Origin of the sequence: Intrasporangium sp. (genome assembly GCF_035280925.1) — a bacterium.
In the GTDB taxonomy this organism is placed as follows: domain Bacteria; phylum Actinomycetota; class Actinomycetes; order Actinomycetales; family Dermatophilaceae; genus Intrasporangium.
In genome coordinates this window covers 16299-36707 of the sequence record NZ_DATEEY010000206.1, presented here as the reverse complement: position 1 = coordinate 36707, position 20409 = coordinate 16299, and the positions used below count along the sequence as shown (strand labels likewise).

Sequence of the window (20409 nt, the reverse complement as noted above, 5' to 3'; positions counted from 1 at the left end):
GCGGCACGTGACAGGTGTGGACGTCCTCGTCTTCTACTCTCCTGTCGAGTCGACCGAGGACGTCCTCGCGGCGGTGTTCGCTGCGGGAGCCGGGACGATCGGCGACTACACGGAGTGCGCGTGGTTCGTCGAGGGGACCGGTCAGTTCCGTCCTGGTTCGGCCGCGCGCCCGACCATCGGTGCGGTCGGGGATCTCGAACGACTGCCCGAGCACCGTGTGGAGGTGACGTTCCCGCGACAGGTGCGTGGCGAGGTCGTGGCCGCGCTGCGGGAGACGCATCCCTACGAGGAGCCGGCCTTCCACGTCATCGAGTCGGCGAACCCCGACACCTGACCCCAAACTCGATCGAGTGGACAGCTTTCGGGGTATGCCGCTGGGCCGGCTCCCACAGATCTTGTTCACTCGATCAGCGGCGGGGTCACGCGTGAGCGCCGGCGGGCGACGGCCTCCTCAGCTGACCGGTTCGCCCCGACGACGTTGTCGAGGCGGGAGGGCTGGGAGCGCGCCGGGCGAGGTCGGCCGGCTCAGCGGCATACGGCATGGTGCATTGACGTGAGCCAGCCCACGGGTGGTGAGCGTCACCCCGGAGGGGTGGTGGGTATGCGGGCGCTCAGTGACAAGATGGACGGCAGTGCCGGGGTGGACCTCCGGTCTCAGGGAACCCCGCAACACCAGCTACGGAAGAGGACGTTCACCCATGAACATCGTCGTCTGTGTCAAGTACGTGCCGGACGCCCAGGCGGACCGCACGTTCAACGCATCTGACAACACGACCGACCGCGCGAATGTCGACGGCCTGCTGTCCGAGCTCGACGAGTACGCCGTCGAGGCAGCACTGAAGCTGGTCGAGGCCGGCGAGGGTGAGGTCACCGTCGTGACGGTCGGCCCCGACCAGGCAGCGGACGCCATCAAGAAGGCCCTCCAGATGGGCGCTCACAAGGGCGTGCACATCAAGGACGACGCCGTTCACGGCTCCGACGCCCCGGCCACCTCCCTCGTGCTCGCCGAGGCGATCAAGAAGCTGTCCGCCGACGGTCAACCCGACCTCGTCATCACCGGCATGGCCTCGACCGACGGCACGATGGGCGTCGTCCCCACGATGCTCGCCGAGCGGCTCGGCCTGCCCGCCGTGACCTACGCCTCGGAGCTCACCGTCGAGGGCGGCGCCGGAGGATCCGTCACGATCCGCCGCGACGGCGACGTCTCGACCCAGACGATCGAGGCGAGCCTCCCGGCCCTCGTGTCGGTCACCGACCAGATCAACGAGCCGCGCTACCCCTCCTTCAAGGGGATCATGGCCGCGAAGAAGAAGCCGGTCGAGACGTGGGGCCTCGCGGACCTGGGCGTCGACGCGTCGCAGGTCGGCCTCGACGCCGCGTGGACCAAGGTCGAGTCCTTCGCCGCTCGCCCGCCGCGCACGCAGGGGACCATCGTCACCGACGAGGGTGACGGCGGCCAGAAGCTCGCGGCCTTCCTCGCCGAGCGCAAGTTCATCTGATCGCAGCAGCCGTTAGAAGGAGAGACATCGCAATGGCTGAAGTTCTCGTGCTCGTCGACCACGTCGACGGCAAGGTCCGCAAGACCACGTCCGAGCTGCTGACGATCGCGCGCCGCCTGGGCGAGCCGTCGGCCGTGTTCATCGGCTCCGGCTTCGACGCCGCCAAGGAGACGCTGGCCAAGTACGGCGCCGCCAAGGTCTACCGCGTCGAGTCCCCCGAGGTGCTCGAGCACCTGGTCGTCCCGCAGGCCGAGGTGCTCGCACAGCTGGTCGGCTCCGCGTCGCCGGCTGCGGTGCTCGTCCCGGCCAACACCGAGGGCAAGGAGATCGCGGCGCGGCTCGCGGTCAAGACCGAGTCGGGCCTGATCACCGACGCGGTCGACGTGCAGCCCGGCGCGGGCGGCGGCGTCGCCACGACCCAGTCCGTGTTCGCCGGCTCCTACACGGTCGAGGCGACCGTGACCAAGGGCACGCCCATCGTGGCCGTGAAGCCGAACTCCGCTGCCCCCGAGGAGGCCCCGGCGGCCGCGGCTGACGAGGTCGTCGACTTCACGCCCTCCGACGTGGCCAAGAGCGCCCGGATCACCGAGTCCAAGGAGAAGCAGGCGACCGGCCGTCCCGAGCTGACCGAGGCGGCGATCGTCGTCTCCGGTGGCCGCGGCACAAGCGGCGACTTCTCGCCGGTGGAGGCGTTCGCCGACTCGCTCGGCGCGGCGGTGGGCGCCTCGCGTGCGGCCGTCGACGCGGGGTGGTACCCACACACCTCGCAGGTGGGCCAGACGGGCAAGCAGGTCAGTCCGCAGCTCTACGTCGCCGCGGGCATCTCGGGTGCGATCCAGCACCGTGCCGGCATGCAGACGTCCAAGACGATCGTGGCCGTCAACAAGGACAACGAGGCGCCGATCTTCGAGCTCGTCGACTTCGGCGTCGTCGGTGACCTGTTCCAGGTGCTGCCGCAGGCGACCGAGGCGATCAAGGCCGCCAAGGGCTGAGGCTCGGATTCCGCGCCGCAGAGGACCTCCGATCACTCGTGGTCGGGGGCCCTCGTGCGTCGGCTGACGCTCGCCGACGCACGACGATGCCGTATGCCGCTGGGCTGGCTTGCGCTCAGGCAGCGGGCTGGCCGTCTGGTCGCCTCCCCGCAGTGCGCACCCAGCTGCGCACCTCCTCGCGGTTCCGCGCGTACGTGGTGGCCGCGGTCCCGAAGGCCCACCACGGCGAACGCAGTGTCTCGGAGAGCGATCGCGCCGCCCGGTTCCCGCTCCTGCGCCACTCGATACGGCCCCGCTCCGTGATGCGGTGGACGTCGTCTCTCGAGATCGACTGGGAAACAAGGGTGTTGTGCACGCGCATGGCTTCGTTGTTCCTCAGGTCGATGCGCGCGGTCCAGGCACGGAAGCCGAGGGCGGCCGCCACGCTCAGGCACACCGCGTAGACCGGGACCTCGGACAGGTCGACGAGCTCGAGGATGAGGCGGGCGACGAAGTACCCGACCACGGGACTCGCCAGCGCCGCGACGACCCGATGGCCGGCCGGCGCCCTGAGGGTGCGGGGGCCATGCCTCATGCGGCCGATCATAGGCAGCGCCGTCAGCGCCGTCAGCGCCGTCCAGCGCCCTCAGCGCCCTCAGCGCCGGGCGGGGGTGGGTAGGCGGGGGGACGGACGGTCGAGGATGCCGGTCTCCACCAGCCTTTCCTCGACGATGGGGGACATGGACTCGACGTAGGTCCGGGTGATGTGGGTGCCCTGCCGGTAGACGAGGATCTCGCCGACGACGGCGGGGCACTTGCCGTCCGGGGTCCGCGGGCAGACCCACGGATTGAGGTCGAGCCAGGTGCGGGACGCCCCGAGGCCGGCCGCCCGACGCAACGCCTGGGAGCCACCGCCGTCGTTCGCCGGGAAGGCGCACTCCAAGTAGTCGTCCGGGTGACGCTCCACGCATTCGTAGCGACGCTCCTCGCCGCCCGGGCGGGGGGTGTCGCTGATGGCGACCACCGTGGTGCCGACACGCTCGAGCCGATCCCAGTAGGAGTCATAGCCCGCAGCCGCGGCGTCGCCTTCGGCCGCGTTCGCTCCGCCGAGCAGCGCCGACGTCACCACGTAGTCGACCCGGCCCTGCTCCGACGTCAGGTGCCTCATGACGCGGTCGTTGTAGGTGCGACAGTCGGGCGCGCGCTCGGACGGGTTGAGGGCGCAGGCGCTCTTGAGATAGAGCTCGAGACGCCACCCGTGGGCATCGGCGATGGCTTCCAAGGCGTCGAACCACTGCCCGGCCTTCGAGTCACCGGTGAGGGCCACGGTGACGTCCCCGTCCTTGTCGCCGTAGACGCAGTCGAGCCTGGGCGTCGCGTCGCCCTCTGCTGTCTGGCAGTCGTCGTCGTAGTACCCGGGGATGTCATCCGGCGCCGCGGCTGGACTGGGATGGATCGGACCTGAGCGGGTGAACTCCGGGGCGAGGGCCGTGGTGGCGCGGGTCGGCGTCGGCGTGGCGCCGTCGTGAGAGCGGGGAGACGAGCTCTGGGCTGGGTCCGGTGAGGAGCTCGCGGAAGACGGCTGCCGGTGGGCCAGCGCGAGCGCCCCGGGAGCATCGGTCGGCGTGTCGGTCAGGCGTGGGACCTGGGTCCAGACCACCCCAGCCGCGGCCAGTGACAGCGCCATGCCGGCGGCGCCCATGGCGAGGGTCGGCCTGGGGCGGCCGGCGAAGATCGACCCGAACCGGATGGGGTCCTCGACGAGGTGCTTCGAGAGCCAGGCCAGCCCAATCGATGCCACGGCGAGGCCGACCTTGTGCCAGGCCGTCAGCTCGGTGACCTCCCCGGCGAGGGCGATGAGGGGCCAGTGCCAGAGGTAGATCGAGTAGGAGAGCCCGCCGAGGAGGACGAGCGGCCGCAACGCGAGCAGACGCCCGGCCGCGGTGCTCGAGTGCGCGACCCCTGCCGCGATGACAGCCGCCGCCCCGAGGGTCGGGAGCAGCGCGGCCCATCCCGGCCACGGCGTCGTCCTCGAGACGACCACGCCGGACGCGGCGACGAGGAGCAGACCGGCGGCAGCCAGCCCCGAGGCGGTTCCCCTCGTCAGGCGGCGCAGCAGCGGCACAGCGCACGCCAGCAGTGAGCCGAGGCCGAGCTCCCACGCGCGGGTCGTGGAGAAGAAGTAGGCAGTCTCGGGCGCGGACGCGGTGTGCGCCATGGAGACGGCCAGCGATGTGACGACGACCGCCCCCATGCCGACGGTGACGGTCCGACGGACGCCCCACCCGAACCGTCGGGACAGCCAGGCCAGCCCGATGATCATGATGGGGATGACGACGTAGAACTGCTCCTCCACCGAGAGCGACCAGTAGTGCTGCACCGGCGACGCTGCGGCATCCTCGGCCAGGTAGTCCACGGAGCGGAGGGCGAGCGCCCAGTTGACGACGTAGAGCGCTGCCGCCATGACGTCCTCGGACAGGCTCTGCCAAGCGGAACCCGGGAGGACCCACCAGCCCACGAGCGCCGTGACGACGAGCACGATGGTGGCCGCTGGAAGCAGGCGGCGGGCTCGACGGGCGTAGAACCGCACCAGCGATACGGTCCCCGAGCGCTCGGCCTCGCTGAGCAGTCCCGAGGTGATGAGGAAGCCCGAGATGACGAAGAACACGTCCACGCCCGCGAAGCCTCCCGACAGCCGGTCGACGCCGAGGTGGTACACCAGGACGAACAGCACGGCGACGGACCGCAGGCCCTCGATGTCTCCTCGGAGCGGGGAGCGGGACGGCTGGCTGGGTGAGCTCATGCTGCGTGGGATTCCTCGTGGCTGGGCAGCTGACGGTGGCGACGTTCGATCGTCACACGTCCACCCGGCTGCTCGCATCTCTGCGAGCGGGTCGGCACACCCCGGGTGGCCAGGCTGGCCGTGTGACGGCGACGAGCGGTTCCGGCCCTAGAATCGGTGGGTGACTGCCTACCTCGACCACGCAGCGACCACGCCGATGGTTCCTGCTGCTCTGGAGGCGATGACGGAGCAGCTGGCCATCGTCGGCAACGCGTCTTCACTCCACCGGACCGGGCGTGCGGCGCGCCGGGTGGTCGAGGAGTCGAGGGAGAAGATCGCCAAGGCGATCGGCGCGCGCCCGTCCGAGGTGGTCTTCACCTCAGGTGGCACCGAGTCGGACAACCTTGCGGTCAAGGGCACGTACTGGTCGCGCCGTGACGCTGATCCGGCGCGCACCCGTCTCGTCGTCAGCGCCCTGGAGCACCATGCGGTACTCGACACCGTGGAGCACCTCGTCCGGCATGACGGCGCCAAGGTGACGTGGGTCGAGCCGACGAGCGACGGCTTCATCGAGCCGGACGCCGTGCGCCGGGCGATCGAGCAGGATCCCGGCTCGGTCGCTCTCGTCTCGGTCATGTGGGCCAACAACGAGGTCGGCACGATCCAGGAGGTCGGCTCCACCGCCGCCCTCGCGCACGAGTTCGACGTGCCGTTCCACACCGATGCCGTCCAGGCGGTGGGGCACGTGCCGGTCGACTTCGCCGCGAGCGGCGCGGACCTGCTGTCCCTGACGGCGCACAAGCTCGGTGGGCCCATCGGGGTCGGCGCGCTCGTGGCCCGGAGGGACATCCGCCTCATGCCGCTGTCGCACGGCGGCGGGCAGGAGCGCCAGCTGAGGTCCGGCACGTTCGACACCCCGGCGATCCGTGGCTTCGCGGCTGCCGTCGTCGCCGCCACCGAGTCCCTCGACTCCGAGATGACGCGGATCACCGCCCTGCGGGACCGGTTGCTCGAGCGGGCCACCGCCCTGGGGCTCGGCATCCGGCCCGGCGGCTACTGGCGACCGGGCGACCACCACCGTCGGCTGCCGGGCAACGCTCACCTGCTCATCGATGGGTGCGACGGCGACTCGCTGCTGTACCTGCTTGACGCGGCCGGTGTCTCGTGCTCCACGGGGTCGGCCTGCCAGGCCGGCGTCCCCCAGCCGAGCCACGTGCTCCTCGCCATGGGGACCAGCGAGCAGGACGCCCGCGGCGCCCTTCGCCTGTCGCTCGGCCACACGTCCACGGAGGCCGACGTCGACGAGGTCATCGAGGCGCTGCCGTCCGCCATCGAGCGTGCTCGCCGAGCGAGGCAGGTGACGGCATGAGGGTGGTCGCGGCCATGAGCGGAGGCGTCGACTCCGCCGTCGCGGCGGCGCGCATGCTCGACGCGGGGCATGACGTCGTCGGGGTGCACCTGGCCCTGTCCCAGAGCGCGGCGACGTTGCGGGAGTCGGCGCGGGGGTGCTGCACCATCGAGGACGCGGGAGACGCCCGACGGGTGGCCGACGTGCTCGGCATCCCGTTCTACGTGTGGGACATGGCGGAGCGCTTCAAGCGCGACGTCATCGAGGACTTCACCTCGGAGTACGCCCGGGGCCGGACGCCCAACCCGTGCCTGCGCTGCAACGAGAAGATCAAGTTCGCCGCGCTGCTCGACAAGGCGGTGGCGCTCGGCTTCGACGCCGTGGCCACCGGTCACTACGCGCGGATCGTCGAGGTACCCGACGGCGCCGGGGGAATGCGCCGCGAGCTGCACCGCGCGGTCGACGCGGCCAAGGACCAGAGCTACGTCCTCGGCGTCCTCGACGAGGTGCAGCTGGCCCGGGCCTTCTTCCCGCTCGGGGACACGACGAAGCCGCGGATCCGCGAGGAGGCGGCCGAGCGCGGTTTCTACGTCGCCAACAAGCCGGACAGCCACGACGTCTGCTTCATTCCCGATGGCGACACCAGGGCGTGGCTCGGCCGGGCCCTCGGGAAGGAGCCGGGCGACATCGTCGACGCCGACGGGTCCGTCCTGGGCCGTCACACCGGCGCGTTCGCCTACACGGTCGGCCAGCGCAAGGGCCTGCGGCTGAGCCGCCCGGCCCCGCACGGCGAGCCACGATACGTCGTCGAGGTCCGGCCGGAGCGCAACCAGGTGGTCGTCGGAACCGCCGACCTGCTCGGCATCAACGCCATCACCGGTGACCACGCGCGCTGGTGCGGTCCGGCGCCGGACGGCCTGATCCGGGTCGGGGTCCAGCTCCGCGCCCATGGCGAGGAGTTCCCGGCCACAGCCTGGGCGCACGGCGACCGCGTCGAGGTGCGTCTCGACGAGCGGACCCGGGGCGTGGCACCCGGCCAGTCGGTGGTTCTCTACGAGGGGACGCGCGTCGTCGGGTCGGCGACCATCGCGGCATCCCGACTCGAGCGCGTCGAGGCACACTGACCCGCCTCAGGGCAGGGACCTGGTCCACGTCACGGTCCGTGCGACGGGTCGGAAGCCGATCGCCTGGTAGAGGCGTCTCGGTCCCGGGTAGTCGTCGTCGCCGCGTGGGCTCACCTGTGCGGTGTGCGCCCCGAGCTCTCGCGAGCGGTGCAGCGCGGCCAGCGTGACCGCGCCGGCGAGGCCCCTGCCGCGATGGGCGGGAGCGCAGCCGACCGGCTCGACGAGCGCAACGCCGGTCGCCTCGTCGAGCCAGACGAGGGCGGAGGCGACCAGCTGCCGCTGGTCATCGCACGCCACCCAGTCGAGGGCGCTGCGATACGGCCAGGCGTGCATCACCTGCGCGTAGGCCCCGGTCGTGACCCGGGACGGTCCGAGCCCTGACCACGCGGCCCGGTGGACGGCCGCGCGGAGCGCTGCCTCGTCCTGCTCGACGGGGCGAAGCACGTACCCAGCAACACGGTGCACGGGTGGCAGCTCGCGGAGGTCGAGCAGGTGGTGGCTGAAGTGCCAGCCGTCTGGCTCGGGCCGGAATCCCGCCTCCCGGAGCACCGGTTCGACGCCGTCACCCGCCATCGCCACCGCGGACTGCTGCGGCGCGTCGCTCCAGTCCTCGAACCAGTCGACGACGTCGCCGGCCACCTGCGGATGGTCAGGGTCGACCTGGAGCTCCAGCCAGTCGGGGCTCTCGGCCCAGCCGAAGCCGACCACCTCATCGCCAATCCGCCACAGCGAGATCGCCTCGTCGCGCCCCATGCCGTCGCGGTCGAGGGGCTGCGAGTACCGGTTCCAGGCGAGCTGGCCGGGATGGAACCGCGCCGTCGGGGACCAGACCCGCGAGCACATCGCCTGCATCTCACGCAGGTCCCGCGGCCCGGAGAAGTCGCTCCGCGTGGTCGGCACGCCGCAAACCCTAGCCACTGCCGCCCCAGGAGCTCCGGCCACGCACCCGCATGCCGTGTGGTCGAGCCGGCTCCACGAAGCCTGCCGCTGATGGCCGGGTGTGCTGCGGGTTCGAGTGCGGGCCTAGGGTTGGGCCGTGACTTCGGCAACCGGGATCGGCTCGTGGCCGGGAACATCGATGCGAGACACGCTGGCCCAGGTGCGCGAGATCCTCGACGGTCACCTGCCCTACCTGCCCGAGCTGCCGGCCCGTGGCCCGGGGGCAGACATGATTGGACGCACCACCGGTCTGCTCGTCGAGCTTCCGGTGGACCTCCAACCGACCGGCTGGCGCCTCGTCGACCGACCGGGTCGCGATGCGCAGCGGACCGCAGCACTGCTGCGTGAGGATCTCGACGAGCTGGCCGAGGCCTTCGAGGGACACGTCGGCGCGTTCAAGCTCCAGGTCGTCGGGCCCTGGACCCTCGCGGCCTCGGTGTGGCTGCCCCGTGGCGAACGGGTGGTCGTCGACGAGGGGGCCTGCCGAGATCTCGTCGACTCGCTCGCGGAGGGCGTGCGGGCCCACGTGGCGACCGTGCGACGGCTCGTCCCAGGCGCGCACGTCGTGCTCCAGGTCGACGAGCCGTCACTGCCGACAGTCCTGTCAGGTCGGCTGCCCACTGCGTCCGGGTACGGACGGCTGCCCTCGCTCGACCCGGAGGTGGCCGCCGCGGGACTGATCGCGGTGCTCGCGGCGCACGACGGGGACACCGTCATCCACTGCTGCAGCGCCGATCCACCCCTGCCGCTCCTCCGCTCGGCGCGCCCGGCGGCGGTGTCCCTCGATATCGCGCAGCTGCGTCCGCGCGGCTGGGAGGGTGTGGCCGTCGCCGTCGAGGACGGCATCGGCCTGTACGCGGGCGCGGTGCCGACGGATGGGTCGGTGACCCGGGCGGTCGAGGTGGCGGACCGCATCACTGACGCCTGGCGACGAGTCGGTATGCCGCTGAGCTCGCTCTCCGACGTCGTCGTCACTCCGGCGTGTGGCTTGGCCGGGGCGCCGCCACACGTGGCGCTCGGCATCCAGCGCGCCGCGGTCGACGCCGCGCGCGAGCTGACCGAGCGCGCCCAGGCGGGGTGAGGTGGTCAGGCCGCCGTCCCTGCGGTCCCTTCGGCGCGTTCACCGCACCCCGGGAGCGAACCTACCCGGGGTAAGATAGCGGCCATGGCCGCCCCCACCCATCTGAGCCTCGGCGACCGGGGACAGCGGATCGGGCTGCGCCTGATCACCAAGGTCGGCTCGCTGCCCATGCTGGGCAACCCCGACGTCCGCCGGACCGTCGAGAGCTTGCTCTACCGGGGCAGCCGGAGTGCGTTCGGGACGATCGAGGCCATCGAGGCCATGGAGGCGGCCTCGAGGCGATCTTTCCCCTCGCGGGCCGGCCGTGGGGACCCGGCCCGCACAGCAGTGGCCCCGGCCCGACGCGAGTTCGACCTGACCCCCTCGGATGACCAGGACCTGATCCGCTCGGCGGCGGCGGGGCTGGCCGACGACGTGATCCGGCCGGCTGCGGCGAGGGCCGATGCCGAGCGCTCGGTCCCCGGGGCCGTCCGTCGTGCGGCCGCCGAGCTCGGCCTGACCCTCCTCGGCGTCCCGAGCGAGCTCGGCGGCATCGCCGAGGAGCGATCGGCCGTCACCGCCGCGCTCGTGCTCGAGGAGCTGGCCCGCGGAGACCTGGGGATCGCGACGGCTCTCCTGGCTCCGGCCGCCGTTGCGACGGCGCTCGCGAACTACGGCTCGAGCACGCAGCAGGCCACCTACCTGCCGGCCTTCACGAGCGAGAGCGTCCCGGCCCGGGCGTCACTGGCCCTCATGGAGCAGGGACCGCTCTTCGACCCGCTGTCGCCCACCACCACCGCGGCCATCCGTGGGAGCGACCTCGTCATCAACGGCGCCAAGTCCCTCGTCGTCGGCGCGGCCGACGCGGACCTGCTCATCATCTCCGCGCTCGTCGACGGCGCGCCCCGCCTGGTCCTCGTCGAAGCGGGCACGCGAGGGATCACCGTCGCCGACGACCCCGCCATGGGCATCCGTGCCGCGTGCACCGGCAGGATCGCTCTCGACGACGCCGTCGTACCTGCCGCCAACCTGCTCGGCACGAGCGAGGACCACCTCGACGCGGTGCGGCGTGCCCGGCTGGCCTGGTCCGCCGCCGCCTGCGGGACTGCCCAGGCCGTCCTCGACCAGCTCATTCCGTACGTGACGACCCGTGAGGCCTTCGGGGAGCCGATCGCGCACCGGCAGGCCGTGGCGTTCACCGTCGCCGACATCGCCATCGAGCTCGCGGGGCTGCGCCTCGTCGTCTGGCGCGCCGCGTCCCAGCTGGACCAGGGCAAGGACGCCGCGCGCCTCGTCGCCCACGCCCGCCACCTGACGGCCAGGCATGCGGCGCAGATCGGCTCGCATGCCGTCCAACTGCTCGGCGGCCACGGCTTCGTCAAGGAGTTCGACAACGAGCGGTGGTACCGCGACCTGCGTGGCGCGGGCGTCCTCGAGGGGGTGCTGCTGACATGATCGATCTCGAGGTGCCCCGGAAGTTCATCCCGCTGCTGGCCAGGGCGCGCAGGTTGGCGGACGAGGTGATGCGGCCGATCTCGCGCAAGTACGACCGCGCGGAGCACGCCTACCCGGTCGAGCTCGACCTCGTCTCCGCGGTCATCGACGGCCTCACCGACTCAGGTGCAGGACGAGGCGCAGGTGTGGCGGGCGCCACCCGCACGAAGGACGGGTCCGCCGGCGTCGGGTCGGGCCGCGAGGCACCGCGAGGCAGGAAGAACCGTAACGGTGCCAACCTCTCCTCGGTGCTGTCCGTCATGGAGACCTGCCGCGGCGACGTCGGGCTCGCGCTCTCCATCCCGAGGCAGGGCCTGGGCAACGCCGCGATCGCCGCCGTCGCCACCGAGGAGCAGAAGGCGCGCTACGGCAGGCGCTGGGCGGCGATGGCGATCACCGAGCCGGATGCCGGCTCGGACTCCGGCGCAATCCGCACCACTGCGGTCCGGGACGGTGACGCATACGTCCTCAACGGCGAGAAGATCTTCGTCACCGGTGGTGAGCGGGCCGAGCTCGTCGTCGTCTGGGCGACCCTGGACCGCAGCCTCGGCAAGCGGGCCATCAAGTCCTTCGTCGTGGAGCGGACCAACCCCGGGCTCGAGCTCGTCCGGCTCGAGCACAAGCTGGGCATCCGGGCCTCGGACACGGCCGCCTTCCATCTCGAGAACTGCCGGGTCCCCGCGGACGACCTGCTCGGCGACTCCGAGATCAACCCAGAGATCGACCCCGAGATCGGCACCGAGGGCGTCAGCCAGGCCGGCTTCGGCGGCGCGATGGCCACCTTCGACAACACCCGACCCCTCGTCGCGGCCATGGCGGTCGGCCTGTCCCGCGCCTGCCTCGACACGACGACGGGTCTGCTGGCCCAGAGGGGCATCAGCGTGGACTGGGACCGCCCCCCGCTGGGCCAGAGCGCTGCTGCGGCCCGGCTCGCCGCGCTCGAGGCGGAGCACGAGTCCGCCTACCTGCTCACCCTGCGTGCCGCCTGGATGGCGGACAACGGTCGTCCCAACTCGATGGAGGCCTCGATGGCCAAGGCCAAGGCGGGTCGCAGCTGCGTCGACGTCGCCCTCGCGTGTGTCGAGCTGGCCGGGCCGACCGGTTACGCCGAGACCGAGCTGCTCGAGAAGTGGGCCAGGGACGCGAAGATCCTCGACATCTTCGAGGGCACCCAGCAGATCCAGCTGCTCGTCGTCGCCCGACGACTGCTCGGTCTCACGTCCGCACAGCTGAGGTAGCGTCGAAACGAACCTCACGGGAGCGTGTCGGTGGTCGTCGTTATCGTGTGCGAGTGACTCGGGAGACGACGACGGTCCAGGACAGCGCGCGAGCGGAGGACGCCGTGATCTCGACCCGTCGGCAGCGGGTCCCGTGGCAGGTGAAGTTCGGGTCGCTCGCGGTCATCTGGGGCGCCAGCTTCCTGTTCATGAAGATCGGGCTCCGGTGGTTCTCGCCCGTCCAGATCGCGACCGCCCGCATCGTCCTCGGCGCCGTCACCGTCGTGCTCCTGCTCCATCTCGCCGGTGGTCGCCTGCCGCGTTCGTGGCACGTGTGGCGCCACCTGCTCGTCGTCGCCGTCTTCCTCGCGTCGCTGCCGTTCGTCCTCTTCCCGCTCGGGGAGGAGCGGGTCAGCTCGGCACTCGCCGGGATCGGCAATGCCATCACCCCGATCGCGACCGTCCTCGCGACGATGGCGATGGTCCCGTCAGAGCGCCTGCCGGGGCGTCGGATCCTTGCGATCCTCGTCGGCTTCGTCGGCGTGGCCGTCATCGCCCAGCCCTGGGAGAGCACCGGTCAGCCGGACCTCGTCGGCTTCGGCCTGACGCTCATCGCGGGAGCCTCCTACGGCATCGGGTGGACGTGGGTGCGCAAGTACCTGTCGGACGCCGACCTCGGCGGCCTCCAGCTCCCGGCCGCGCTGCTCACCGTCGCCGCCGGCCAGATGACGATCGTGCTCGTCGTCTGGTGGGCGCTCCACCGCGAGCGGTTCCCGGCGCCGTGGTCCCCGGCCGTCGACGCGACGGGTGGCGGCAGCGGACCGATCCTGTCGATCCTCGCGCTCGGGATTCTCGGCACCGGGCTGGCCTACCTGTTCCAGTTCGACGTCTTCCGCGCGGTTGGCCAGCAGGTCGGCTCCCTCGTCACCTACCTCATCCCGATCGTGTCCGTCGGGCTCGGCTACGTCTTCCTCAGGGAGCGGCTCGGCCCGTGGCAGCTCGCCGGGGCGGCCCTGGTGCTGGGTGCCGCAGTGGTGGTCACGCGTCCGCAGCGTGCACGCAGCACCGGTTGACCGGCACCGGCCGCACACGCGGACGTGCGACGAGAGCGAGCCCAGCGGCATACGGCCTGATGCAGGTCAGCCGCCGCCGGCGGTACTAGAGGGCCGAGCCCTTCTGCCAGGCGGACCAGCTGAGGTTCCAGTCGGCGTAGCCGTTGCCGAGGGTCATCGGCTTCTTCGAGCCGACCGTCTCGACGACGTCACCCACGCGCATGTTGTCGTACAGCCAGATGGAGTTCGCGTTGCTCATGCCGACGCACCCGTGGCTGACGTTCTCGTGACCCTGCTGGGCGACGGACCAGGGCGCCGAGTGGAGGAACTCGCCCGAGTGGGTGATCCGCAGCGCCCGCTTGACCTTGACGTCCTCGTAGTAGTCCTTGTCGCCTTCCTTGAGGCCGATCGACTCGGCCTTCATGGTGAAGTCGGTGAACTTCTCCATGATGACCTTGACTCCGGAGCGGGTCTCCCAGCCGGGCCGTCCGCCGGAGACCGGGATCGACTTCGCCTTCTTGCCGTTGATCTGCACATCCATCATGTGCGTCTCGAGGTTCACCTTGGCGATGACCGCGCGGCCGACCGTGAAGTCGGTGACGACGCTCTGCTCGCCCCAGCGACCGCCTCCGGCCGGGACGCCGTTCAGGTTGGCCTCGACGTGCACCTTCGTGCCCGGCTTCCAGTAGTCCTGCGGTCGCCAGTGGGCCTCGCGGTCGGAGAGCCAGTACCACGAGCCCTCCTGCGTGGGCTCCGAGGTGACCTTCATGTGCTCCTCGAAGGTCGCCTTGTCGACGACCGGCAGGTCGAACGTGGCCATGACCGGCATGCCGATGCCGACCGTGCCGCCGTCGGGATAGACCTTGGTCCAGATCTGGTCGTCGAGGGTCAGGTCCGCCGTCGTGAACGAGCGCTTCGTGCTCTGCTGCTCGCCGGACTGATCCGTGGCGGTGAGGCTGAACGTGTACCTGACCCCGGGCTCGAGCAGGTCGCTCGAGGTCCACGTGCCGGACTCGAGCCAGCCCTCGACGGCGACCTCGTTGCCCTTCTTGCTGACAAAGGACAGGGCGGCCTCGGTCAGGGTGCCGTCCTCGGTGCGTGCCGACACGCGGGTGTCGACCGAGACCCCCTTGGCGCCCTCCTCCGGCGTGGTGACCCAGTTGACCGGTGGGGTCGTGGGCGTCGGGGTCGGAGTGGCCGTCGGCGTGGCCCCGCTCGTCCGGGCCCCCTGGTCGGCCGCCGTGACGGGCGCCTCGGCCGAGCAGGCCGTGACGCCGAGCAGGCCGATGACGGCGATCGCCGCGACGAACGTCTGGCGAGCGGATGGAATGGTGACCTTCACGTGCTTCCCCTCGGACCTACTGGTGCCTCGACCCCGATCATGCAGGATCCCAGGCCAACCCCTCCGGAGCAGTGTCCCCGATGAAGGCACCCATCACCAAAACCATCCACGCCGCGGCGTCCGGATCGTGACCGCGCCGTTGTCGCCACAGAAGCCGCCGTATGCCGCTGGGCCCGGTGTCGCTGCGGCCTGGCCGTCAGGGGTGGCTGGCAGGATGGGCAGGTGAGCGAGATCACTGGGAGCGAGATCAACGGGAGCGACATCCCGGCCACCTCGGGTCCGGCCGTGGTCGAGGACCCGATCCCCGTCGAGGTCAACCAGGAGTGGGCCGACCTCGCCGAGCAGGCGAGCGCCGCACAGTTCGCCTACCACGTCAAGGACGCCCCGACGATCAGTGACGGTGAGTACGACGCGCTCATCCGCCGCCTCAACGAGCTCGAGGAGCAGTGGCCCTCGCTGCGCACGCCCGAGAGCCCCACGCAGAACGTCGGCGGCTCGGCGTTCGCGACCGGCTTCGAGACCGTCGACCACGTCGAGCGCATGCTGAGCCTCGACAACGCGTTCTCCTTCGAGGAGCTGCGTGCGTGGGCGGAGCGGGTCGAGCGTGAGGTGGGCACGAGCTCCCACTTCCTGACCGAGCAGAAGATCGACGGCCTGGCCGTGAACCTGCTCTACGAGCAGGGTCGGCTGGTCAGGGCGCTGACCCGGGGTGACGGCCGCACGGGGGAGGACGTCACCCACAACGTTCGCACCATCAAGGGGGTGCCCGAGCGGTTGAGCGGTGGCGACGTGCCAGCGCTCGTCGAGATCCGCGGCGAGGTCTTCTTCCCGACCGCTGGGTTCGCCGACCTCAATGCCTCGCTCGTGGCGGCGGGGAGGGCGCCGTTCGCCAACCCGCGCAACGCGGCGGCCGGGTCGCTGCGGCAGAAGGACCCCAAGGTCACGGCGAGCCGGCCACTCCAGCTGCTCGTCCACGGGATCGGGGCCAGGCGGGGCTTCGACCTGGAGCGGCAGAGCCAGGGCTACGAGGTGATGCGCGCCTGGGGCCTGCCGACGTCCGACAAGGTCAAGGTGCTCGACGAGATCTCCCAGGTCGAGGAGTTCGTGACCTACTACGGGGAGCACCGCCACGACGGCCTGCACGAGATCGACGGCATCGTGGTCAAGGTCGACGAGGTGGCGCTCCAGCGCCAGCTGGGCACGACGTCACGGGCACCACGCTGGGCCATCGCCTTCAAGTACCCGCCTGAGGAGGTCAACACCAAGCTGCTCGACATCCGCGTCAACGTCGGGCGCACCGGGCGGGTCACGCCGTACGGCGTCATGGAGCCCGTCGTCGTGGCCGGGTCGACGGTCGAGCAGGCGACCCTGCACAACCAGTTCGAGGTCGAGCGCAAGGGCGTGCTCATCGGGGACACGGTCGTCCTGCGCAAGGCGGGTGACGTCATCCCGGAGATCGTCGGGCCGGTCGTCGAACTGCGCGACGGGAGCGAGCGCGCCTTCGTCATGCCGACGGAGTGTCCGGCGTGCGGGACGCCGCTCGCGCCGGAGAAGGAAGGGGACAAGGACATCCGGTGCCCCAACGCCCGATCCTGTCCCAGCCAGCTGCGGGAGCGGATCTTTGCGCTCGCCTCCCGGTCGGCGCTCGACATAGAGGCGCTTGGCTGGGAGGGGTCGATCGCCCTCCTGGGCTCGGGCATCATCACCGACGAGGGCGACCTCTTCGCGCCGCCGCCGGACAGCCCGGAGGCGGGCCGCTACGGCGTGACGCGGGAGCGGCTGTCGACCGTCACGCTCTACACCCGGGCGGCGAGGAGGACCGACCCGCCCGAGCACGTCATGGCCGGCCGGGTGCTCTCCGCCAACGGCGAGAAGCTGCTGACCGAGCTCGAGAAGGCCAAGTCACAACCGCTGTGGCGGGTGCTCGTCGCGCTGTCGATCCGTCACGTCGGCCCGACCGCAGCCCGCGCGCTGGCGGCGACCTTCGGCTCGATGGACGCGATCCGGTCGGCGACGACGGAGGAGCTGGCCGAGGCGGAGGGCGTCGGCGGGATCATCGCCGAGTCGGTCACCGCGTGGTTCCGGGTGGACTGGCATGCCGACATCGTGCGCAAGTGGGCGGCTGCAGGGATGCGCATGAGGGACGAGGTCGACGAGTCGGTGGAGCGCACCCTGGAGGGCAGGACGGTCGTCGTGACCGGCTCGCTCGAGGGCTTCTCCCGCGACGAGACGAAGGAAGCGATCATCAGCCGCGGCGGCAAGGCCGCCAGCTCGGTGTCGAAGCAGACCGACTGGGTCGTCGTGGGGGCCAACGCCGGCTCCAAGGCCGCGAGGGCCGAGGAGCTCGGCCTGCCGATCCTGGACGAGGCCCAGTTCGTGCGGCTGCTGCGAACGGGCTCCCCGGACTGACGGCATCGAGGGTGCGGGCGCCCGGTCAACGCACCGGTTTGTGGGGTTCCGGACGGGATGCGGCCTGATCGTTACCGCTTCGTTGCCGCTCCGTAGCCCTCGCTGACCTGGTTGGGGCCGCTGAATCCGGGAGATGTGGCCTCGGGCCATACCCAGATGTCAGGTGTGTGGGGAGGGCCCGTGCCCCGCGTCTGGCCGACTCCTAGAGTTGCCGGAGTCGGGACGCGCCAGTCCGGACAGATCAGGTACAAACCAGACCACGAACCGCACGAGGCAGACCAGCTACCGCACGAGGAGGTGCAGGTGTCCAAGGACCCGCCGCTGCTCGAGACCCGCTCTCTGACCAAGGAGTTCCGCGGGTTCAAGGCGGTCTCCGACGTCAACCTCTCCGTCACCGAGGGCACCATCCACGCGCTCGTCGGCCCCAACGGAGCAGGCAAGACCACGCTGTTCAACCTCCTGACCGGCTTCCTGTCCCCGTCGTCAGGGTCGATCGTGTTCGACGGCAAGGACATCACCGGCAAGGAGCCGGAGCAGATCGCCCCCCTCGGCATCGCCCGCTCCTTCCAGATCACGAGTCTGTTCGACCAGATGACGCTGCGCGAGCACCTCGAGCTGGCCCTGGCCAGCCCGACCGGCATGGGCATGCAGTTCTGGCGCTCCATCAAGCGCATGTCCATCTTCCGGGACCGCTCCATGGAGCTGCTCGACCGGGTCGGTCTCGCCGACCGTGCGGGCCTGCCGGCCGGCTCGCTGGCGTACGGCCAGAAGCGGGCCCTCGAGCTCGCGATCGCGATGGCCCTCGATCCCAAGCTGCTGCTGCTCGACGAGCCGACGGCCGGGATGGGCATCGAGGACGTCGACCGCACGATCGGGCTCGTCAAACAGCTCGCCGTGGGACGCACCGTCGTCTTCGTCGACCACAACATGCACGTCGTCGGATCGCTCGCCAGCACGGTGACCGTGCTCCAGTCCGGGCAGGTGCTCGCCGAGGGCAGCTACGACCAGGTGCGCAACGACGAGCGGGTCATCACCGCCTACCTCGGAGCAGCCCATGACTGAGACGCCCATGACTTCGACCCGCACGTCACTCGAGGTCGCCGGAGTCTCTGCCTGGTACGGCGAGGCGCGGGTGCTCACGGATGTCAGCATCGAGATCCGCCAGGGCGAGGTCGTCACCCTCGTCGGTCGCAACGGCGCAGGCAAGACGACCCTGCTCCGCTGCATCATGGGGCTGCACAAGCAGGTCCAGGGATCGACCACGTTCGACGGCATCGAGCTGCACAAGCGGTCCGCGGACAGTCGGGCACGGCTGGGCATCGGCTGGGTTCCCGACGACCGCGGCATCTATGCCTCGCTGTCCGTCGCCGAGAACCTCGTGCTGCCGCCCGTCGTCCACGACGACGGCTGGAGTCTCGAGCGGATCTACGAGTTCTTCCCCGCGCTCCACGAGCGCAGGGACTTCCCCGGCACCAAGCTGTCGGGGGGCGAGCAGCAGATGCTCGCCATGGCACGAGTCCTGCGGATGGGCGCGCGCCTGCTCCTGCTGGACGAGCCGAGCGAGGGTCTCGCTCCGGTCATCGTCCAGAGCATCGGGGAGATCATCCGCGAGATCAAGGCCCAGGGCGTGTCCGTGCTGCTCGTCGAGCAGAACGTCAAGTTCGCCGCCACCGTGGCCGACCGGCACTACCTCCTCGCACAGGGGAGGGTCGTCGAGCACCTCGACAACGAGGACGTCCAAGCCCGCGAGAGCGAGCTGCTCACCTATCTCGGGATGTAGTACACCTCCATCCCTCGGCCGATGCCGGGACCCCGGCACAGGCAGCTGCACCATCCAGAAGGCATGACATCCCAGGAGGGGACATGAGTGGCAGGAACAAGGTCACGGGCACCGTGGCCATCGCGGCCTCCGCATCGCTGGCGTTGGCCGCCTGCGGCGGCGGAGCCGGCGGGCCGCAGTCCGGCGGAGACGCCAAGCTGACCAACGACAAGGTCGTCATCGGCCTGCTGAACGACCAGTCAGGCGTCTACAAGGACCTGTCCGGGCCGAACTCCAAGGTCGCGATCGAGATGGCCATCGCCGACTACCAGGCCAAGTACGGAGACGACGCGGTCGCCAAGAACATCGAGGTCATCCAGACCGACCACCAGAACAAGCCGGACATCGCCAACACCAAGGCGCAGGAGATGTACGACCGGCAGAACGCCGACATCATCCTCGACGTCCCGACGTCCTCGGCCGCGCTGGCCGTCGCGGGCCAGGCCAAGGCGAAGAAGAAGCTGCACATCAACATCGGTGCCGCGACGACCGCCCTGACCGGTGAGTCGTGCAACAAGTACACCTTCCACTGGGCCTACGACACCTACATGCTCGCCCACGGCACGGGCACCGCCACCGTCCAGAACGGCGGCAAGACCTGGTCGATCGTCTACCCCGACTACGCCTTCGGTCAGGACATGAACAAGTCGTTCACCACCGCCATCGAGGACGCGGGTGGCGAGGTCCAGCAGTCGATCCCGACGCCGTTCCCGAACGACAACTTCGCGACGTTCATCACCAAGGCGGCCTCGACCAACCCCGACGTCGTCGGGATCATGGCCGCTGGCGGCGACCTGATCAACTTCGTCAAGCAGTACAACCAGGCCGGGATGCAGGACAAGGCCACCCTCGCAGTGGGCCTGATGTTCATCACCGACATCCACTCGCTCGGTGTCGAGCAGTTCTCCGGAACGCAGTTCACCGATGCCTGGTACTGGAACTTCGACGACGAGAACCGCGCCTGGGCCGACAAGTTCACGGAGAAGACGAACACCCGTCCGTCCTTCGCCCACGCCGGCAACTACTCGGCGGCCTACCAGTACCTCGAGGCGATCCAGGAGGCCGGCACGGACGACGCGGACGCGGTCGTTGCCAAGCTCGAGGGCAAGAAGGTCAACGACGTCTTCCTGCGCAACGGCGAGATCCGCGCCGCCGACCACCGGGTCCTGCACGACGCCTACCTGGCGAAGGTGAAGACCAAGGACCAGGTCAAGGAGGACTGGGACTACCAGGAGATCCTGACGACCATCCCGGCGGCCGAAGCCTTCGGGCCGGTGTCGGACGCCTGCAAGATGTGACCTGACCCCGCCGCGCGTGACGGTGGTGCCGGGTGCCATGAGGCATCCGGCACCC

At 70.6% G+C, this 20409-nt stretch carries 17 protein-coding genes; 13 read left to right on the top strand and 4 right to left on the bottom strand.

The annotated features are described in order from the left end of the window. The first annotated feature begins 7 nt into the window (after positions 1–7). The 3 genes from VJN29_RS18440 (at position 8) to VJN29_RS18430 (ending at position 2491) form a co-directional block, all read left to right on the top strand. The gene (locus VJN29_RS18440; RefSeq protein WP_324145100.1) at positions 8–334 is read left to right on the top strand and encodes a hypothetical protein; all 327 of its coding nucleotides are present in this window, start codon (positions 8–10) and stop codon (positions 332–334) included. Positions 335–698: 364 nt separating this feature from the next. Then, a complete protein-coding gene (locus VJN29_RS18435; RefSeq protein WP_324145099.1) occupies positions 699–1499 on the top strand; it encodes an electron transfer flavoprotein subunit beta/FixA family protein in 801 nt (266 codons plus the stop codon). A 32-nt stretch (positions 1500–1531) separates the two neighbouring features. Further along, positions 1532–2491 (top strand): electron transfer flavoprotein subunit alpha/FixB family protein, encoded by a 960-nt coding sequence (locus VJN29_RS18430; RefSeq protein ID WP_324145098.1) that lies wholly within the window; start codon positions 1532–1534, stop codon positions 2489–2491. Between the two features lie 115 nt (positions 2492–2606). Here the strand turns inward: VJN29_RS18430 and VJN29_RS18425 are convergent, their stop codons facing one another. Both VJN29_RS18425 and VJN29_RS18420 read right to left on the bottom strand, forming a co-directional pair. Further along, positions 2607–3065 carry a hypothetical protein gene (locus VJN29_RS18425; protein WP_324145097.1) on the bottom strand — a complete coding sequence of 153 codons (459 nt, stop codon included), beginning with the start codon at positions 3063–3065 and terminating at the stop codon, positions 2607–2609. A 60-nt stretch (positions 3066–3125) separates the two neighbouring features. Continuing rightward, positions 3126–5273: an acyltransferase family protein gene (locus tag VJN29_RS18420; protein ID WP_324145096.1), complete on the bottom strand. Its 2148-nt coding sequence runs from the start codon at positions 5271–5273 to the stop codon at positions 3126–3128. Positions 5274–5433: 160 nt separating this feature from the next. Between VJN29_RS18420 and VJN29_RS18415 the strand changes: the two genes are divergently transcribed. Both VJN29_RS18415 and mnmA read left to right on the top strand, forming a co-directional pair. Beyond that, the gene (locus VJN29_RS18415) at positions 5434–6621 is read left to right on the top strand and encodes a cysteine desulfurase family protein (protein ID WP_324145095.1); all 1188 of its coding nucleotides are present in this window, start codon (positions 5434–5436) and stop codon (positions 6619–6621) included. Then, on the top strand, positions 6618–7724 hold the full coding sequence (gene mnmA / locus VJN29_RS18410) for a tRNA 2-thiouridine(34) synthase MnmA (protein WP_324145094.1): 1107 nt from the start codon (positions 6618–6620) through the stop codon (positions 7722–7724). The genes VJN29_RS18415 and mnmA overlap by 4 nt, the downstream gene beginning before the upstream one ends. Before the next feature lie 6 nt (positions 7725–7730). Here the strand turns inward: mnmA and VJN29_RS18405 are convergent, their stop codons facing one another. After that, positions 7731–8624 (bottom strand): GNAT family N-acetyltransferase, encoded by an 894-nt coding sequence (locus tag VJN29_RS18405; protein WP_324145093.1) that lies wholly within the window; start codon positions 8622–8624, stop codon positions 7731–7733. Between the two features lie 136 nt (positions 8625–8760). On the opposite strand from VJN29_RS18405, the gene VJN29_RS18400 reads away from it, so the two are divergent. From VJN29_RS18400 to VJN29_RS18385, 4 genes are all read left to right on the top strand, one after another. Next, on the top strand, positions 8761–9744 hold the full coding sequence (locus tag VJN29_RS18400) for a methionine synthase (protein WP_324145092.1): 984 nt from the start codon (positions 8761–8763) through the stop codon (positions 9742–9744). Between the two features lie 84 nt (positions 9745–9828). Continuing rightward, positions 9829–11178 carry an acyl-CoA dehydrogenase family protein gene (locus VJN29_RS18395; RefSeq protein ID WP_324145091.1) on the top strand — a complete coding sequence of 450 codons (1350 nt, stop codon included), beginning with the start codon at positions 9829–9831 and terminating at the stop codon, positions 11176–11178. Further along, positions 11175–12455 carry an acyl-CoA dehydrogenase family protein gene (locus tag VJN29_RS18390; protein ID WP_324145090.1) on the top strand — a complete coding sequence of 427 codons (1281 nt, stop codon included), beginning with the start codon at positions 11175–11177 and terminating at the stop codon, positions 12453–12455. The genes VJN29_RS18395 and VJN29_RS18390 overlap by 4 nt, the downstream gene beginning before the upstream one ends. A 53-nt stretch (positions 12456–12508) precedes the next feature. Continuing rightward, positions 12509–13507 (top strand): DMT family transporter, encoded by a 999-nt coding sequence (locus tag VJN29_RS18385; protein WP_324145089.1) that lies wholly within the window; start codon positions 12509–12511, stop codon positions 13505–13507. Between the two features lie 85 nt (positions 13508–13592). Here VJN29_RS18385 and VJN29_RS18380 read toward each other — a convergent pair whose 3' ends face one another. Continuing rightward, the gene (locus VJN29_RS18380; protein WP_324145088.1) at positions 13593–14828 is read right to left on the bottom strand and encodes a L,D-transpeptidase; all 1236 of its coding nucleotides are present in this window, start codon (positions 14826–14828) and stop codon (positions 13593–13595) included. A 246-nt stretch (positions 14829–15074) separates the two neighbouring features. Here VJN29_RS18380 and ligA point away from each other — a divergent pair, with 246 nt between their 5' ends. From ligA to VJN29_RS18360, 4 genes are all read left to right on the top strand, one after another. Continuing rightward, positions 15075–17237, top strand: coding sequence for an NAD-dependent DNA ligase LigA (gene ligA, locus VJN29_RS18375; RefSeq protein WP_414654424.1), 2163 nt, complete (start codon positions 15075–15077; stop codon positions 17235–17237). A 303-nt stretch (positions 17238–17540) separates the two neighbouring features. After that, a complete protein-coding gene (locus tag VJN29_RS18370; RefSeq protein ID WP_324145087.1) occupies positions 17541–18299 on the top strand; it encodes an ABC transporter ATP-binding protein in 759 nt (252 codons plus the stop codon). Beyond that, the gene (locus tag VJN29_RS18365) at positions 18292–19017 is read left to right on the top strand and encodes an ABC transporter ATP-binding protein (protein ID WP_324145086.1); all 726 of its coding nucleotides are present in this window, start codon (positions 18292–18294) and stop codon (positions 19015–19017) included. Before VJN29_RS18370 ends, VJN29_RS18365 begins: the two co-directional genes overlap by 8 nt. Before the next feature lie 83 nt (positions 19018–19100). After that, positions 19101–20354, top strand: coding sequence for an ABC transporter substrate-binding protein (locus tag VJN29_RS18360; protein WP_324145085.1), 1254 nt, complete (start codon positions 19101–19103; stop codon positions 20352–20354). Positions 20355–20409 lie beyond the last annotated feature (55 nt).